This is a genomic window from Paenirhodobacter populi, assembly GCF_004022215.1.
In the GTDB taxonomy this organism is placed as follows: Bacteria; Pseudomonadota; Alphaproteobacteria; order Rhodobacterales; family Rhodobacteraceae; genus Rhodobacter; species Rhodobacter populi.
In genome coordinates, this window is sequence record NZ_SAUZ01000047.1 from 1 (window position 1) to 15,646 (window position 15,646).

Below are 15,646 nucleotides of genomic sequence, written 5' to 3' on the forward strand. Positions count from 1 at the left end.
AGGACGATGGATTTCGCCGTCAGCTCCTCGCTGCCCTTGTCGGTTTTCACCGCGACCACGCCCTTTTTCGGCAGGCTCGCCTCGCCCATGATGACGGTGATCTTGTTCTTCTTGAACAGGTGCCCGATGCCGCCCGAAAGCTGTTTCGCCACCCCGCGCGAGCGCGCGATGACCGCGTCGAGGTCAAAGCCGATATCCCCCGCCTTCAGCCCGAAATCCTTCGCCCGGTGCATCAGGTGGAACACCTCGGCCGAGCGCAGCAGCGCCTTGGTCGGGATGCAGCCCCAGTTCAGGCAGATGCCGCCCAGATGTTCACGCTCGACCACGGCCACGTTCAGCCCAAGCTGCGCACCCCGGATCGCGGCAACATAGCCGCCCGGACCAGAACCGATCACGATCATGTCGAATGGTTTCGATGACATTTCATTTCCCCGCTGGCAGGTCATGGCCGCCTGCAAGGCGGCCTCCCGGTTCAGGCGATACCGCCAAGACAGACATATTTGAGTTCAAGAAACTCTTCGATACCGTGGTGCGATCCCTCGCGACCAAGACCGGAAAGCTTCACCCCGCCGAAGGGTGCCTCTGCCGTCGAGATAAGGCCGGTATTGACCCCGACCATACCGAATTCGAGCGCCTCGGCCACCCGGAACACCCGCGCCATGTCACGGGCATAGAAGTAGGAGGCGAGACCGAATTCGGTATCATTCGCCTGTGCGATGACATCTGCCTCGTCGGTAAAGCGGAACAGCGGCGCAACCGGGCCAAAGGTTTCTTCACGCGCCACAGCCATATCGGGTGTGACATCGGCCAGAACCGTCGCTTCGTAGAACGTGCCACCCAGAGCATGGGGTTTGCCGCCCAGAACAACCTTGGCCCCCTTGCCTACCGCGTCGGCGACATGTTCTTCGACCTTGGCGAGCGCGGCGGTATCGATCAGCGGCCCAAGACCCACACCTTCGGCAAAGCCGTCCCCGGTTTTCAGTCTGGAAACCGCCTGCGCCAGCTTTTGTGCGAAAGCCTCGTAGACACGGTCATGCACATAGATGCGGTTGGCGCAGACGCAGGTCTGGCCGTTGTTGCGGAACTTCGCGATCATCGCCCCCTCGACGGCCGCATCGATATCGGCATCGTCAAACACGATGAAGGGCGCATTGCCGCCAAGCTCGAGCCCGAGCTTCTTGATGGTCTTCGCGCTTTGCGCATAGAGCGTTTCACCAACCTCGGTCGAGCCGGTAAACGTCAGCTTGCGCACCGTCGGATTGGCGGTCATCTCGCCCCCGATTTCCGCGGCGGATCCCGTCACCACGCTGAAGAGGCCCTTGGGCAGGCCGGCACGCTCCGCCAGAACCGCGAGCGCGATCGCCGAGAACGGCGTTTGCGATGCGGGCTTCAGCACCATGGCGCAGCCCGCAGCAAAAGCCGGACCCGCCTTGCGGGTGATCATCGCGTTGGGGAAGTTCCAGGGTGTGACCGCCGCGACCACGCCGATGGGCTGCTTGAGCACCAGGATCCGCTTGTCGCGCTGATGACCCGGAATGGTCTCGCCGTTCACGCGGCGGGCCTCTTCGGCGAACCATTCGATAAACGATGCGCCATAGCCGATTTCCCCGATCGCCTCGGGAAGGGGCTTGCCCTGTTCAGCCGTCAGGATGCGGCCCAGATCGGTCTTGTTGGCGATCATCAGATCGAACCAGCGGCGCAGAATATCGGCGCGCTCTTTCGCGGGGCGTGCGGCCCATTCGCGCTGCGCCACCGCCGCCACCTTGATGGCCTGAGCGGTTTCCACCTGCCCCAGACGCGGCACATGGCCGATCACCGCGCCGGTCGACGGGTTGGTCACCGCCAAGCCCTTGCCATTTGCCTCGACCCATTCTCCGCCGACCAAGGCCGCTTCACGCAAGAGGGTTTGATCGTCAAGCTGCATCGCCATTCTCCTTCTCGGCCCCCGTCAGGAAGGCAAACATTTCAGAAAGCTGCCCTTCCAGCATGGCGCGCCCGGGATGCGCATGCAGCCCCCGCGCCCGTGCCGACAGGAGCAATTCGGTATATTCCGGCTGCATGACCACCTCGGCCACCACCGCGCCCGCATCGACCTCTTCGATCGCCAGCGGCAATGGATCGTCGGGGCGCAGCCCGAGCGAGGTGCCGTTGATCACCAGATCATGACCCGACACGATGCCGCCGACAGCAACCTCGACCGCCGGATAGCTGGCTGCCAGACGCTGCGCCAAAGAAGCCAGCTTTTCGGGCGAGCGATTGACGAGGGTCATCCGTTGCGGACCTTTGGCCGCAAGCGCAAAGGCGATGGCGCTGGCCGCGCCCCCCGCCCCGGTCAGATAGATGCGGCGTCCGGTCACCTGATGCCCCGCCGCCTCCAGCCCGGCCACGAACCCCGCGCCGTCAAGCAAATCGCCGGTCAGCGTCCCATCCGGTTCGCGTCTGAGCGCATTCACCGCACCTGCGGCCCGCGCCCGGTCCGTCAGCCTGTCGCACAGCGCCGCGATCTCGACCTTGTGCGGAACCGTCGCCACCATACCGCCGAAATTCCCGACGCCGCGCAGCCCGGCGACGAAACCGGCCAGATGCTCGGGCCTTACATCACAGGCAACCATCACCGCATCGACGCCTTCGCGGTCAAACAAGGCATTCATCGCCTGCGGTGTGCGCACATGCCCCGCGGGATGGGCGACGATCGCGAACAGCCGTGTCTTGCCCGAGATCACAGCAGCAACGACATCGGGTTTTCGATGCCCTCCTTGAATGCCACCAGAACCTGCGCCCCGAGCGCGCCATCGACCGAGCGATGATCGACGGACAAGGTCGCGTTCATCACATCCGCCAGCACGATCTGATCGCCGCGGCCAACCGGACGGCGCTCGATCGCACCAACGGCAAGAATGCAGCTTTGCGGCGGGTTGATGATCGCAGAGAAGGTCTTCACCCCGTACATGCCGAGGTTGGAAATCGAAAAACCGCCGCCCTGATACTCTTCGGGCTTCAGTTTGCCGCCGCGTGCGCGCGATGCCAGTGACTTCATTTCGGCCGACAGCGTGCCAAGGCTCATCCGGTCCGCGCTGCGCAGGATCGGGGTAAGCAGCCCCCCCTCGGTCGCGACGGCCACGGAAATATCGACATCGGCCAGCGTCAGGATCTCGTCGTCGTTCCAGATCACATTGGCTTCGGGCACCTTGCGCAGCGCCCGCGCGCAGGCCTTGATGACGAAGTCGTTGACGGAAATCTTCTCGGCCTTGTCGCGGCCCTCGTTGATCTGCGCGCGCAGCGCCATCAGGGCATCAAGCTCACAATCGACGCCAAGGTAGAAATGCGGAACGGTCTGCTTCGCTTCGACCAGACGGCGCGCGATCACGCGGCGCATGTTCGACACGGGCGTTGCGGTGAAGGGACCGATACCCACAGGCACCTGACCCGGGGCCTTTGCCGCAGGTGCCGTCGGGGTTGCGGAAGCGACAGTCGCCGACGGCGCAGGCGCCGCCGCGATCAGCCGCGCGACGTCAAGCTTGACGATCCGGCCCTTGGGGCCGCTGCCGGTCAGACCCGAGAGATCAAGGCCAGCCGCCGCCGCCATCCGCCGCGCGACCGGCGAAGCCAGATGCTTGCGCTCGCCCGCATCGTTGGTGCCGGCCGCCGGAGCGGCAGGGCTGACCGGGGTGGGCACCGGAACCGCAGCGGCGGCGGGCGCGCTCGCCACACCGCCTTGCGGCAGGCTTTCGCCCTCGGCCAGCAGCACGGCGATCACCTGCCCCACATCGGCCCGCTTGCCGTCATCGACGGCAAGCGACCCCACGATGCCGTCGGCTTCCGCCTCAAGCTCCATCGTCGCCTTGTCCGTTTCAACTTCGGCGAGCGCCTGCCCCTTGGCAACCCGGTCGCCCACGGCCACCAGCCATCTGGCGATCACCGCATCCTCCATGCCCGCGGACATGGACGGAAGAATGATATCAACAGCCATCGTTCTCTCCTCCGAGTTATTCTGCCACCGGCAGGCCCTGGCCCGCCATGACGGCCCGCAGGCCCCGGGCCACGTCTTGCGGTCGCGCACAGGCAGCCGTTTCCAGCGCCTTCGAGATCGAGGGCGAGGCTTCGCCACCCGTCACGCGCTGGATCGGCTGATCGAGGTAATCGAACACGCGCCGCTGCAACTCATCAGCCAGCATCCCGCCATACGAGGTGCCCAGAGCGCCCTGCTCGACGATCAGCACATTGTTCGTCTTGCGCACGGAGGCCTCGATGGTTTCCCAGTCGAGCCCGGCCCTGTCGAGCGAACGCAGGTCAATGATCTCGGCATCGATCCCGAGTTCCTCGACAACCTTGCGGGTCTTTTCGACCATCGCGAGATAGGTCAGCACGGTGACCTGAGCGCCTTCGCGCACCACCCGCGCCTTGCCGAGCGGGATGAAGTAATCAAGATCTTCGACCGGAGCCGCGCCCTTGGAATTGTAGAGATCGACATGCTCGATCACCAGAACCGGGTCGTTGCAGCGCAGCGCCGAGTTCATCAGCCCAACGTAGTCATAGGGCGTCGAAGGCGCGACGATGCGCCAGCCCGGCGAGGTGGCGAAAATGCCGGCCGGGTCCATCGAGTGCTGCGATCCGTAGCCCGTGCCCATCGCCACCTTGGTGCGCAGAACCAGCGGCATCGGACTTTCACCGCCGAACATGTGGCGGAATTTTCCGATCTGATTGAACACCTGATCGGCCGCAACCCACATGAAGTCGGGATACATGAACTCGATCACCGGGCGCACGCGGCCATCCGCCGCCATACCCGCCGCCACGCCGGTAAAGGCGTTCTCGGCGATCGGCGTGCCAAGGCAGCGATCCGGATATTTTTGCGAAAGGCCACGGGTTGCGCCGTTGGTGCCCCCCTTGAGCCGATGCACGTCTTCGCCCAGAATGACGATCTGCGCATCGGTGGCCATGCGTCGGTCCATCACATCGGCGACGACGTCGATGAACTTCACATTGTCTTCAAGCTTTCCCTCGAACCCCGTCTGCTCGACATAGCGCGCGCCGTCCATTTCGGACAGGTCGCCGCGCAGGCCATAATCGACGAAGCTCTCCTCCGGCCACAACGCGGGGATGATGCGCTTCTTGCCCTCGACGGTTTCCAGAAGCTCGTCGGCCACGGACTCCATCATCTCCTGACAGCGCAGCCGCAGTGCGGCGACAGCATCGGACCCGATGATCTGCCGTTCTTCCAGCGTCCGGGCAATCGCGTCAATCGGATCGCGGCCACGCCATTCGGTTTCTTCTTCCTTGCTGCGATAGCCGAAGGCCGAGCCGGGCAGAGCGCCGTTCTGGTGGAAATAGCGGTAGACATCGGCCTCGATGATCGTGGGGCCATCGCCTGCGCGCATGATCCTGTTGGCCTCTTCGGCCGCCAGATAGACCGAAAGCGCGTCCATCCCGTCGACCTTGAAGGAGGGGATACCAAAGGCCAGACCGCGTGCCGAAAGGCGCGTCTCGGCTGTGACCTCCTCGACATTGGTCGAAACGGCGTAGCGGTTGTTTTCGATGAAGAAGCAGATCGGCAGCTTCCATGCGGCGGCGAGGTTCATCGTCTCAAGCACCGAGCCGATATTGGTCGCACCGTCACCGAAATAGGTATAGACGACATCGCCCGTGCCAGCCTGTCGGTGCGCCCAGGCGGCGCCCGCCGCCATCGGCACACCGCCGCCGACGATGGCATTGGTGCCGAGGTTGCCGCTTTCAGCCCAACGCAGGTGCATCGAACCGCCACGGCCCTTGCAGAACCCCTGCGCAAGACCAAGGATTTCGGCGAGCGTGCGCTTTGAAAGATCGCGGATATGCTCTTCAAAGGGCTGCGACGGATCAATGCCCTGCTGCGCGACATAGGACAGCGCCTTTGCGAGGAACTGGTGATGCGCGCGGTGAGAGCCGTTGACCTGATCGGTCGGGCGCAGCGCCAGCGCCGAGCCGACGGCCCCGCCTTCCTGACCGATGGCCGAATGCGCGGGACCGTGAACAAGCCCCTGCGCCGCCAGATCCAGAACCTTTTCCTCGAACACGCGGATCAGGCTCATCTGCGCCAGCATCGTCAGGCCGGTCCTGGGATCGAGCGCGGCCTGATCGGCCTCGGTCGCCTTGATTTCGCGCCAGAACGCCAAAGGGGTCAAATCGGTGAATTTGGGCATGGAAAGATAGCTCCGTGAAGAGGGTCAGGCAGCGAGGAAGCCGCCATCGACGGGCAGGATTGTTCCGGTGATGAAGCTCGCCATATGCGAGGCAAGGAAAACGACCGGGTCGACGACTTCGCGCGTCTCGCCGATGCGCTTCATCAGCACGCGGTCAAGAAACCAGTCCGCCCCGCCGGGACGATTGAGTTGCGCCACCGCCATTTCCGACATCATGATGCCCGGCGCGACGGCGTTGACACGGATGCCGTGAGGCGCCAGATCGCGTGCCATCACCTGCGTGAGCGAACGCACCGCCCCTTTCGAGACGACATATCCCGTGGTCGAGCCACCGGCGACGAAGCCCGCGACAGAGCACAGATGCACGACGCAGCCCTTGCGGGCGATCAGCGCGGGCACCAGAGCCTGCGAGGCGTTGAACGTGCCGATCAGATTCACCCCGATCACGCGGTCGAATACATCGACCACTGCCGGATCATCGAAGGACGCCCGCCCCGCAATGCCTGCGTTGTTCACCAGAACATCAAGCCCGCCCGCCGCCTCGAGCGTGGCTGCAAGCGCCCCGGTGGCGGCGCGGTCGGTCACGTCGAGCACCTCGCCGCGCGCCGCAAGCCCATCGGCCGTCATCGCGGCCACGGTGGCATCCAGCGCCTCTGCGTTCAGATCGGCAAGGATGACCTCGGCGCCCGCCTCGGCCATACCACGGGCGATCGCCGCCCCGAGACCGCGTCCGGCGCCCGTCACCAGTGCGCGTTTTCCCTCAAGCAATGCTGCCATTTTCGTCTCCTGCGAGGGAATTGCCCCCGTGAAAGAATTGCGGTCCTCAGACCATGTAGATTCCGCCATTGACCTGAATGGTCTCTCCGGTGACGAAGCTCGCCGCGTCGGAGCACAGGAAGGCGATGACCGAAGCGATTTCGGAGGGCTTGCCAAAACGCCCAAGCGGTGTCTGGGCGATCGAGGCGTCACCGCGTGTCGCCAGAAGGTTCTGCGTCATCGGCGTTTCGATGATGCCCGGCGCCACCGCATTGACCCGCGTCTTCGGCGCAAGCTCGCGCGCCAGAGCCCGTGTCAGGGATACCAGCGCGCCTTTGGTTGCGCCGTAATGGGCATTGGTGAACGCCCCCCGGAATGCCGCAAGCGAGGTCAGATTCACGATGCTGGACCGTGCGCTCAGATGCGGAGCCGCGCGGCGCAACAGATAAAAGACGCCATCGAGATTGATCGACATCGTGCGCCGCCATTGCGCGTCCGTCATTTCGGCGAAGGGTTCGGCCAGGTATATGCCCGCAGAGGGGATGACATGGTCGATGCTGCCGAATTCGCTCACCGCCCGGTCGACCAGCGCCTGTGCCGAATCCGGGTCGGCCGCATCCATCGCCATGCAGATCCTGCGCCCTTCCCCCGTCAAACCGGCGGCAAAGGTTTCCATCGGTGCCAGATCGCGATCCGCCAGAAGGATATTGGCGCCGGCCTGTGCAAAGATGCTGGCGATTTCACGACCGATGCCGCCGTTCGCCCCGGTCAGCAGCAAGGACTGTCCGCGAAAATCGAACATCATCGTGCCACCAGATCGCTGCGATAGGCCGCCACATCGGCATAGGACACGATCTCGAGGATGTGGCCTTCGGGATCGCGCAGGAACGACAGGAATACGCCGGGGCGCACTTCCGTCACCGGCTCGTCATTGAGCAACGTGCCTCCCGCCGCCCGGACCCTGGCCACCACGCCTGCGATATCGTCAACGATGAAGGTGAGGTAGGTCGCGCTCTGATGCGCAAGGATCATGCCGTCACCGTCGCTGCGCGCCTTCGGCGCAACGTCGGGGGCAAGCAGCTTGACACGCTCGCCCCACGGGGTCTGAAGCCGCACGGCGGTATAGCCTTCGGCGGACATGGCCGCCTCGGCGGCCTTCGGGCCGGGCACATAGACTTCGGACACAAAGCTCAGGTCCAGCGCGGCCTCATAGAATGCACGCATCCGCGGCAGGTCGGTCACGGTCAAGCCAACTTCCATAGGGGCGGTCATCTTCATATCGTTCCTCCTCCGGCGGCTCAGACGGCCAGCCATTCATCCATGACAGCGGAGTTCGCGCTGAGTTCTGCGGGCGTGCCTTCAAACACGATCCGGCCATGACCCATCACCGCAACGCGGTGCGAGACCTTCAATGCGATCACCAGCTTCTGCTCGACCAGAACCACCGACACGCCCTTGCGGTTGATATCGGTGATCATCTCCCCCACCTGCTGCACGATCATCGGCGCAAGCCCTTCGGTGGGTTCGTCGATCAGCATGACCAGCGGATTGCCCAGAAGGCTGCGGCACATCGTCAGCATCTGCTGTTCGCCGCCCGAAAGGCTGCCCGCGCGGGTATTGCGCCGCTCTTTCAACCGCGGGAAATAGTCGAACATCTGATCGACGGTCCAATGGGCCGCCGCCGCGGCGCCCTTCTGCGCGCCCATCTGCAGGTTTTCCTCAACCGTCAGATTGGTGAAGGTCTCGCGCTCTTCGGGCACATAACCGATGCCCGCGCGGCAGATCGAGTAGGGGCGCTGGCCCGCAAGATTGCGTCCGTTCAGGCGCACCTCGCCCGAGGTCGGCGTCACCAGCCCCATGACCGCCTTCATCGTGGTCGAACGACCCGATCCGTTGCGGCCCAGAAGGCTGACCACCTCCCCCTTGCGCAGATCAAAATTCACGCCGTGGAGAATATGGCTTTTTCCGTAATGGGCGTGCAGGTCGCTCAGCATGAGCAGCGCATGTTCAGCCATCATCCCGCCTCCTCGCCCAGATAGGCTTCCTTGACACGGGCACTTTCGCGGATCTGTTGCGGCGTGCCGGTCGCAATGATCTCGCCGTAAACCAGCACCGTGATCCGGTCGGCGAGCGTGAAGATCACATCCATGTCGTGTTCGACGATCATCAGCGTCCGGCCCGCGGTGATGTCGCGGATCAGATCGGTGGTGTATTCCGTCTCTTCATGCGACATGCCCGCCATCGGCTCATCGAGCAGGATCACCTTTGGGTCGGATGCCAGCGTCATGCCGATCTCGAGCGAGCGCTGATCGGAATAGGGAAGATCGCCCGCGATCGACCTTGCCTTGGCGGTCAGGCGGATCTTTTGCAGCAGATCATCGACTTCGGCGTTCACCCGGCGCAGATGCGTTACCCGGCGCCAGAAGTTGAACTGAAGCCCGTAGCGCCGCATCACCGCAAGGCGCAGGTTTTCCGCCACCGAAAGACCGGAAAAGATATTGGTGATCTGGAACGACCGCGCGAGCCCGCGCCGGTTCACCCGTGCCGGATCGAGACCGCCGATTTCATCGCCATCGAGCCGGATACTGCCCGAGGTGGGCTTGTAATTGCCCGAGATCAGATGGAACAGGGTCGACTTCCCGGCTCCGTTCGGCCCGATCAGCGCGTGCCGTTCGCCTTCCCGGATGACAAGGTTCACATCCCGCGTCACCTCGACCGGGCCGAAGGACTTGCACAGATGATCAAGGACAAGAATGTCGCGGCTCATATCTGCGCCTCCTGCCGGCGGGCCTCACGGCGGTTGATGAAGGTGACAAGGCCAAGACCGGCCGCGATCAGCACGATCGGCAAGGCCCAGGTGAGCGGCGCGAACGGCGCCCACATGTGCCCGGCAAACTCGACGGCAGGCCAGCCGCCCGCTTGCCGCGCCGCCTTGTAATCGGTGCTGAAGAAACGCTGGGTCAGTTCGATCGCCATCACGAAGCCCGCCGCAGCGACCAGAATGCCTGCAAAGCGCGCCAGCACGGCGACGGGATTGACCGCCCCACCCTCGCCACGGAAGCGGGCAAGGATTTCACCGACGATGCCACGCGGCAGATACATCATCACCAGCATGAAGATGATGCCCTGATACAGCAGCCAGCTGCGGGTGAGATCAGAGGTGACGTGACCGAAGAAGGTCATCGCCGCCGCACCGATGGCAGGCCCGAAGAACACCTTGGCGCCGCCGATGAAGGTATTCAGCAGAACCGCCGTCGAGACCTGCGTTTCAAGCACGACGTAGTTTGCCGCCTCGATGTTCAGTGCCTGCAATGCCCCGGCAACGCCCGCGAAGGCCGCCGAAAGCGCGAAGACGAATGTTCCCAGAGCATGCGTATTGTAGCCAAGGAACTTCAGCCGATGCGAATTTTCGCGCAGCCCCAGCACCAGCCGGCCAAAAGGCGTCAGCGTGAGTCCCCACAGAAGCGCGATACACAGCACCGTCCAGCCGAGAACGAGATAGTAGATCTCGATCGTCGAGCCGAATTCGAATCCCCAGGCCGGCATGCGGAACGACGAGATGCCGGCTTCGCCCCCGAAGACCTCTTTCAGATGCGGCGCGAGGGCATGAAGCAATTCGGCAAGGGCCAGCGTGATCATGGCGAAATAGGTGCCGGTGCGTTGGGTCGAGAAATAGCCCGCCCCCAGTCCCGAGATCAGCCCGATCGCGGCGCCCGCAAGTGGCATCAGCGGTGTCGGCAACAGTCCGTCGCCGCCGAAGGCATTCATCGCATGCACGGTCGCGAAAGCGCCAAGACCGAAATACGCGGCATGGCCGAAGGACAGCATCCCGGCCTGCCCGCACAGCAGCGCGAAAGCCGTGGCGAACAGCGCAGCGATCAGCATCTGCACCGAGGCGTTCAGCATCGATTCCGACAGCAGCGCCGGCAGCGCCAACAACAACGCCAGGACCGCAATGACGGCGACAAGTTTCTTGAGCATCGGCTTATTCCTTTTCGCCCAGCAGCCCGGAGGGGCGCACAAGCAAAACCAGCAGCATCAGGAAGAACGGCAGCGTCGCGGCGAGGCTCGAAAGCTGCAGCGTCAGTATGCCACCCGTTTCACGCGCCCAGTCACCAAGGCCGACACGCGCCAGCACATCCGCAAGAGAAACGTTCACCCCGACGGCTAGCGAGTTCATCACACCGATGATGATGGAGGCGAGCATGGCCCCCTCCATCGAGCCGAGGCCGCCAACCACGACCACCACGAAGACCACAACGCCCAGCTCAAGCGCCATGTTGGGATTGGTGGTGTAGAAAGCTCCGGCAATCGCCCCGGCAAGCCCCGCCAGAAAGGCGCCGATGCCGAAGATCGCCATGAAGACCATGGGGACGTTGTGGCCAAGCGCCTCTACCATGCGCGGGCGATAGATCGCGGCGCGCACCACGATGCCCACCCGCGTGCGGGTCAGCATCAGATAGAGCACCGCAAACATCACGACGGCGACACCGCCCATGAACAGCCGGTAGAAGGGGTATTCCATGCCGCCAAGTGCGAATGCCGAAAAGTTCAGGTCCGAGGGCACCGAATAATCGACCGGGAAATTGCCGTAGAACATCTTGATGACCTCGGCGATCACCACCGACAGGCCGAAGGTCACCAGAAGCTCATGCGCATGCCCGTAGGCATGAACGCGGCGCAATACGAACCGCTCGACGAAAATGCCCAACCCGGCCACAAGCAGCGGCGCAAGGATGATCGCGAGCCAGAAGCCTGTTACCGGCTGCAGCGTATAGGCCAGATAAGCGCCGACCATATAAAACGAGGCATGTGCAAAGTTCAGCACACCCATCATGCCAAAGATCAGCGTAAGGCCTGCTGACACCATAAACAGCAGCAATCCGTAGATCACCCCGTTCAACAGGGCAAAAACGATCTGCTCCATGCGATCACCTATCGTTGGAGTTGCAGAAATGTCCGGGCCATTCGCCCCTGCCCCGGCCAAAGACCGGGGCAGGAGCCGGCGCACCAGACTGGTTCAGACTATTGGGGAGGCTCTTGCGTATCCGGGCCTCAGCCCGGACGTTTCATCTTGCAAGTCGCCTGAACCGGGTCGGCCGAATCTGCGCCGGTATACACCTTGAGCGGCTTGAAACCGTATTCGGTGCCATCGACCTTGAAGGCCGCTTCTTTTGAGACTTCCTGAATGATCATCGGCATTTCGGCCTGATGGTCTTCGGCGCGGATGCTCAGCGAACCGACAGGAGTCTCGATTTTGGTGTTTTCAAGTGCCAGAACGATTTCGTTGGCGCTTACCGGGCCAGTCGCATCGTCGAGGCTCTTGAGAGCCGCGGCGAACATATCCATGCCGAACACGGCATAGGGCTCGACATAGGCCGGATAATGGCCGGTCTTTGCCTTGTAGTCTTCGGCAAAGGCCTTGGTCGCATCGTTCAGTTCGGGGTTGAAGGGCGCGGACATCACATTGCCCTCGGCGACCGAACCCGCATTGCCGATATTGCCCGGCTGGTCGAGGAACGACGTGCCGAAGCGCACCTTCAGCTTGGCGTCAGCAGCCGCCTTCATCAGCAGAAGCAGATCGTTCGACCAGTTCCCCGTCAGCACGGTATCTGCGCCCGATTGCTGAATCTGCGCCACATAGGGCGAGAAATCCTGAATCTTGTTCACTTCGTGGAGCGTCTCGCCCACGACCGTATAGCCGACCGTCTCGGCGTTCGCCTTGATGATGGACTGGACATCGACACCCCAGGAATAGTTCTGGTTGATCGAATAGACCTTGTCGCCCATCAGCCCCAGTTCCTTCATACCCTTGGTCAGGGTCTGGAACCGGATCGCGGCATTGGGACTCGTACGGATAACGTGGAAGTGGCACTTTTCGCCGGTGAGTTCGAGCGCTTCGCCACCAAGGTTGAGGTAAAGCACTTCCTTGCCCTTGTTGCGCAGGTTGTATTTGCGCACGTCTTCCGAGATTTGCCCGGCGACAGACGAAGACGACCCTTGCAAGATCACCCGGGCGCCGTCCGCAATGGCCGCCTTCACACGGTCTGCGGCCCCTACGGGACCTCCTTGGCTGTCATATTCCACAAACTTGATCGGTTCACCGCGGAAACCACCAGCGGCATTGATCTTGGCGATCCCATATTGCGCGGCGGTGCGATACAGCAAGCCCGTAGATGCCTGCGATCCCGACAATGTCTCTACCAGCGCAACTTGCAACGGCTCGGCCTGCGCCGCGCCAGCACACATGATGGCAAGTGCCGAACAGCACATAGCTGTCTTCAGCATGACGTCCTCCCTGACGATATCTCCTCCAACTGGTCGAGACGGTCACACAAATTGGTATGACCTGTCAAGAGGATCACAATGCGACAGAACTTAGGAAATATAAGGAATGGCAATATTCATTTTATTTCATTATGTTGTATTCTGATGAGAGCCGATTTTGGTAATACCAGTCAAAGATGAACAGGCCGAATCATAGGCCCACCCCCGGAGCGTGAAGAGGATCACCGAGGCATGGGAAAGGACCTTCCTGAAGAAATCGCGACCGATCTGAGCCAACGCATCAACTCCGGCGAATTTGCCGCCGGATCCCGCCTTCCCAGCGAGCGCGACCTGAGCGCGCGATATTCGGTGTCGCGCCCCGTCGTGCGTGAAGCTCTTTCGCATCTCAAATCCGATGGTTTGGTAGAGGCACGCGCAGGGTCGGGCGTGTTTGTCACGGCAAACCGCGAAGTGCGTTTCTTCCGGTTGCCTGAGGTCGACATGAATGAAACCGAATCCCTGGCACAGATCATGGAACTGTTGCTGGCGGTAGAGGTTGCGGCCACGCGCATCGCGGCGCAGCACAGGACGGCCGCCGATCTGAAGATCATCCGGCGCGAACTTCTGGGCATGGAATATGCCATCGCAAGTGATCGTCTGGGTGATGAAGAGGATTTCGCTTTCCATCGCGCGATCGTCGCAGCCACTCACAATCCGCATTTTGTCGCACTGTCCAAACACTTGGAAAGCGGTGTCCGCAATGTCATCCTGAAGGCACGCACCAACACGCGCATGAACTTGTCAGTGCAATTGGACGCGGTTCAGGCCGAACATCAGGCGATCTATCAGGCCATCGCCGAAGGCGATCCGGATGCAGCAGCCATCGCGGCTGCACGACATCTACAGAATGCCACGGAACGGGCCAAGCTCTATCGCAGAAAATAGTATATGCAAAACTTACACTATGTCCGCTACGATTACAGAGGTGGTTCGGCTAATCTGAACAGGATGCGGTCGTTTTCAAGTGGATTTCCGCCTCGGTTATGCCGCGGCCGCTTCGGGCATCGGCTGGTTGAAGTAGGCCTGATCGGGCGTTTTCCCGTCGAGTGATGAATGAGGCCGACGGCTGTTGTAAAAGCGGGGATCCCGGCCGATCCCGGCGTGTGCCTCAGAGACACTGGTATAGGCTCGCAGGTAGACCGCCTCGTATTTGATGGTTCGCCACAAGCGCTCGACGAAGACATTGTCCCGCCATGCACCCTTGCCATCCGATGCTGATCCTGATCTCATGCGCGGCCAGCACCTTGATGAAGTCGGTCGATGTGAACGGGCTGCCCTGACGTCGCATGGCCGCTCGAACCGGTGGCGCGCCCTGATCCATGTTGAAGATCTCGGGCGTGCCGTGACGTGCCAACGCTTCTATGCAAAAATCGGCCTCCAGCGTGATCGATACCCGCCATGCCAGGGCGCGCCGCGTGCCCCAGTCCAGCACGGCGGCCAGTGAGGCATGAGCCGCCACCGGTTCGAGGCCATGCCGAACGCCGCGCGCCATCGGAATGCAGATGATATCCATCGCCCATACTTGGTTGGGACGGGTGATCGGCAGCTTCCGGAGCAGGCAGGGGTAGATCTTGTGCCCCCCGGTACCGGCTTCGAGGTGTTAGGCCGCCGATAGATAGCCTCAATGCCCATACGCTTCATCAGTGTGGCAACGTGCAGCCGTCCGATCCTGAAGCCCTCCTGGACCAGTAGGCCCCGCAGCATCCGGCTGCCGGCGAACGGGAATTCCATGTGCAGCTTGTCGATCCGATGCATCAGCTTCAGATCGGCATCTGACACCGGCGGGGATGGTAATAGACGCTTCCCCGGCTAATCCCCAGCATGTTGGCCTGGCGGCTGACGCTGAGCTTCGCGCTCGGGTCGATCATTTTCTTCCGCTCGGCAACAGGCCCCTGCGCGGCTCTCTCGAACCGGTGGCGTTCACCGCACAGTGCGTCGCGCGCCGGACAAAAAATCGTTCTCCAGCGTCAGCTCTCCAATCTTCGCATGCATCTTCACGTCGATCGTCGGTTCTGGCTCCGCTTTCGGGGCTTCGCCGAACAACCCCGGTCGCGCCTTCAACCAGTTGGTCGCGCCACTGCTTGATCTGGTTCGGGTGGATGTCGAAATCTTGCGCCAGTTCGATCAGGGCCTTCTCGCCCTTGATCGCTGCTAGCGCCACTCAATCGTCGGGAAAACAGTCCCCCGGACTGTTTTCTTATCCTCCTCATACCTTATGTGGTTCCGGCGCGGTCTTCTTCCCATGGGCTTCGCTGTATCGACCCAGCGGAATCTGCCCCGGTTAAGCCGCTGATCTGCATGTCTCGGCAGGCGTGCGCATTGCAGGCGTCTGGTGAGGGCGGCGGTTGTTGTAGAAGCTGATCCAGTCACCGATAGCGCGGGTCGCG

General features: G+C 62.4%; 14 protein-coding genes and 1 pseudogene. 1 reads left to right on the plus strand and 14 read right to left on the minus strand.

All coding sequences use genetic code 11. The features are described 5' to 3' along the window. The 13 genes from D2T30_RS22005 to D2T30_RS22065 all read right to left on the minus strand — a co-directional run. Window positions 1–422 (minus strand): FAD-dependent oxidoreductase (locus D2T30_RS22005; RefSeq protein ID WP_128210546.1); only part of this gene is annotated, 422 nt, incomplete at its 3' end. A 50-nt stretch (window positions 423–472) separates the two neighbouring features. Then, on the minus strand, window positions 473–1,930 hold the full coding sequence (locus tag D2T30_RS22010) for an NAD-dependent succinate-semialdehyde dehydrogenase (RefSeq protein ID WP_241651374.1): 1,458 nt from the start codon (window positions 1,928–1,930) through the stop codon (window positions 473–475). After that, complete coding sequence (locus D2T30_RS22015; protein ID WP_277749575.1) at window positions 1,914–2,723, minus strand: shikimate dehydrogenase family protein; 810 nt, start codon at window positions 2,721–2,723, stop codon at window positions 1,914–1,916. The genes D2T30_RS22010 and D2T30_RS22015 overlap by 17 nt, the downstream gene beginning before the upstream one ends. Beyond that, a complete protein-coding gene (locus D2T30_RS22020) occupies window positions 2,720–3,970 on the minus strand; it encodes a pyruvate dehydrogenase complex dihydrolipoamide acetyltransferase (RefSeq protein ID WP_128210548.1) in 1,251 nt (416 codons plus the stop codon). Before D2T30_RS22020 ends, D2T30_RS22015 begins: the two co-directional genes overlap by 4 nt. 16 nt (window positions 3,971–3,986) lie before the next feature. After that, entirely contained in the window at window positions 3,987–6,176 is a 2,190-nt protein-coding gene (locus D2T30_RS22025; protein WP_128210549.1) for an alpha-ketoacid dehydrogenase subunit alpha/beta, read from the minus strand. A 24-nt stretch (window positions 6,177–6,200) separates the two neighbouring features. Then, on the minus strand, window positions 6,201–6,953 hold the full coding sequence (locus tag D2T30_RS22030; RefSeq protein ID WP_128186240.1) for an SDR family NAD(P)-dependent oxidoreductase: 753 nt from the start codon (window positions 6,951–6,953) through the stop codon (window positions 6,201–6,203). A 46-nt stretch (window positions 6,954–6,999) separates the two neighbouring features. Continuing rightward, window positions 7,000–7,737, minus strand: a complete 738-nt coding sequence (locus tag D2T30_RS22035; protein WP_128210550.1) for an SDR family NAD(P)-dependent oxidoreductase — start codon at window positions 7,735–7,737, stop codon at window positions 7,000–7,002. Beyond that, window positions 7,734–8,210 carry a VOC family protein gene (locus D2T30_RS22040; protein ID WP_206613056.1) on the minus strand — a complete coding sequence of 159 codons (477 nt, stop codon included), beginning with the start codon at window positions 8,208–8,210 and terminating at the stop codon, window positions 7,734–7,736. The genes D2T30_RS22035 and D2T30_RS22040 overlap by 4 nt, the downstream gene beginning before the upstream one ends. A gap of 20 nt (window positions 8,211–8,230) precedes the next feature. Then, window positions 8,231–8,950: an ABC transporter ATP-binding protein gene (locus D2T30_RS22045; protein WP_241651375.1), complete on the minus strand. Its 720-nt coding sequence runs from the start codon at window positions 8,948–8,950 to the stop codon at window positions 8,231–8,233. Beyond that, window positions 8,947–9,699: an ABC transporter ATP-binding protein gene (locus tag D2T30_RS22050; protein WP_128210551.1), complete on the minus strand. Its 753-nt coding sequence runs from the start codon at window positions 9,697–9,699 to the stop codon at window positions 8,947–8,949. Before D2T30_RS22050 ends, D2T30_RS22045 begins: the two co-directional genes overlap by 4 nt. Next, window positions 9,696–10,913, minus strand: a complete 1,218-nt coding sequence (locus tag D2T30_RS22055) for a branched-chain amino acid ABC transporter permease (protein ID WP_128210552.1) — start codon at window positions 10,911–10,913, stop codon at window positions 9,696–9,698. Before D2T30_RS22055 ends, D2T30_RS22050 begins: the two co-directional genes overlap by 4 nt. Window positions 10,914–10,917: 4 nt before the next feature. Further along, a complete protein-coding gene (locus tag D2T30_RS22060) occupies window positions 10,918–11,859 on the minus strand; it encodes a branched-chain amino acid ABC transporter permease (RefSeq protein WP_128186230.1) in 942 nt (313 codons plus the stop codon). A 128-nt stretch (window positions 11,860–11,987) separates the two neighbouring features. After that, window positions 11,988–13,220, minus strand: coding sequence for a branched-chain amino acid ABC transporter substrate-binding protein (locus D2T30_RS22065; RefSeq protein WP_128210553.1), 1,233 nt, complete (start codon window positions 13,218–13,220; stop codon window positions 11,988–11,990). A gap of 231 nt (window positions 13,221–13,451) precedes the next feature. Between D2T30_RS22065 and D2T30_RS22070 the strand changes: the two genes are divergently transcribed. Next, window positions 13,452–14,144, plus strand: a complete 693-nt coding sequence (locus D2T30_RS22070) for a FadR/GntR family transcriptional regulator (RefSeq protein ID WP_128186227.1) — start codon at window positions 13,452–13,454, stop codon at window positions 14,142–14,144. Between the two features lie 96 nt (window positions 14,145–14,240). On the opposite strand, the pseudogene D2T30_RS22075 reads toward D2T30_RS22070, so the two are convergent. Beyond that, window positions 14,241–15,503, minus strand: a pseudogene (locus tag D2T30_RS22075) (IS3 family transposase). Between the last annotated feature and the right edge of the window lie 143 nt (window positions 15,504–15,646).

What these genes read in the sequence shown, in the direction of transcription:
- D2T30_RS22010 (WP_241651374.1), bottom strand. Translation starts at nt 1,930, where the DNA reads ATGGCGATGCAGCTTGACGATCAAACCCTCTTGCGTGAAGCGGCCTTG.
- D2T30_RS22020 (WP_128210548.1), bottom strand. Translation starts at nt 3,970, where the DNA reads ATGGCTGTTGATATCATTCTTCCGTCCATGTCCGCGGGCATGGAGGAT.
- D2T30_RS22025 (WP_128210549.1), bottom strand. Translation starts at nt 6,176, where the DNA reads ATGCCCAAATTCACCGATTTGACCCCTTTGGCGTTCTGGCGCGAAATC.
- D2T30_RS22030 (WP_128186240.1), bottom strand. Translation starts at nt 6,953, where the DNA reads ATGGCAGCATTGCTTGAGGGAAAACGCGCACTGGTGACGGGCGCCGGA.
- D2T30_RS22035 (WP_128210550.1), bottom strand. Translation starts at nt 7,737, where the DNA reads ATGATGTTCGATTTTCGCGGACAGTCCTTGCTGCTGACCGGGGCGAAC.
- D2T30_RS22040 (WP_206613056.1), bottom strand. Translation starts at nt 8,210, where the DNA reads ATGAAGATGACCGCCCCTATGGAAGTTGGCTTGACCGTGACCGACCTG.
- D2T30_RS22045 (WP_241651375.1), bottom strand. Translation starts at nt 8,950, where the DNA reads ATGATGGCTGAACATGCGCTGCTCATGCTGAGCGACCTGCACGCCCAT.
- D2T30_RS22050 (WP_128210551.1), bottom strand. Translation starts at nt 9,699, where the DNA reads ATGAGCCGCGACATTCTTGTCCTTGATCATCTGTGCAAGTCCTTCGGC.
- D2T30_RS22055 (WP_128210552.1), bottom strand. Translation starts at nt 10,913, where the DNA reads ATGCTCAAGAAACTTGTCGCCGTCATTGCGGTCCTGGCGTTGTTGTTG.
- D2T30_RS22060 (WP_128186230.1), bottom strand. Translation starts at nt 11,859, where the DNA reads ATGGAGCAGATCGTTTTTGCCCTGTTGAACGGGGTGATCTACGGATTG.
- D2T30_RS22065 (WP_128210553.1), bottom strand. Translation starts at nt 13,220, where the DNA reads ATGCTGAAGACAGCTATGTGCTGTTCGGCACTTGCCATCATGTGTGCT.
- D2T30_RS22070 (WP_128186227.1), top strand. Translation starts at nt 13,452, where the DNA reads ATGGGAAAGGACCTTCCTGAAGAAATCGCGACCGATCTGAGCCAACGC.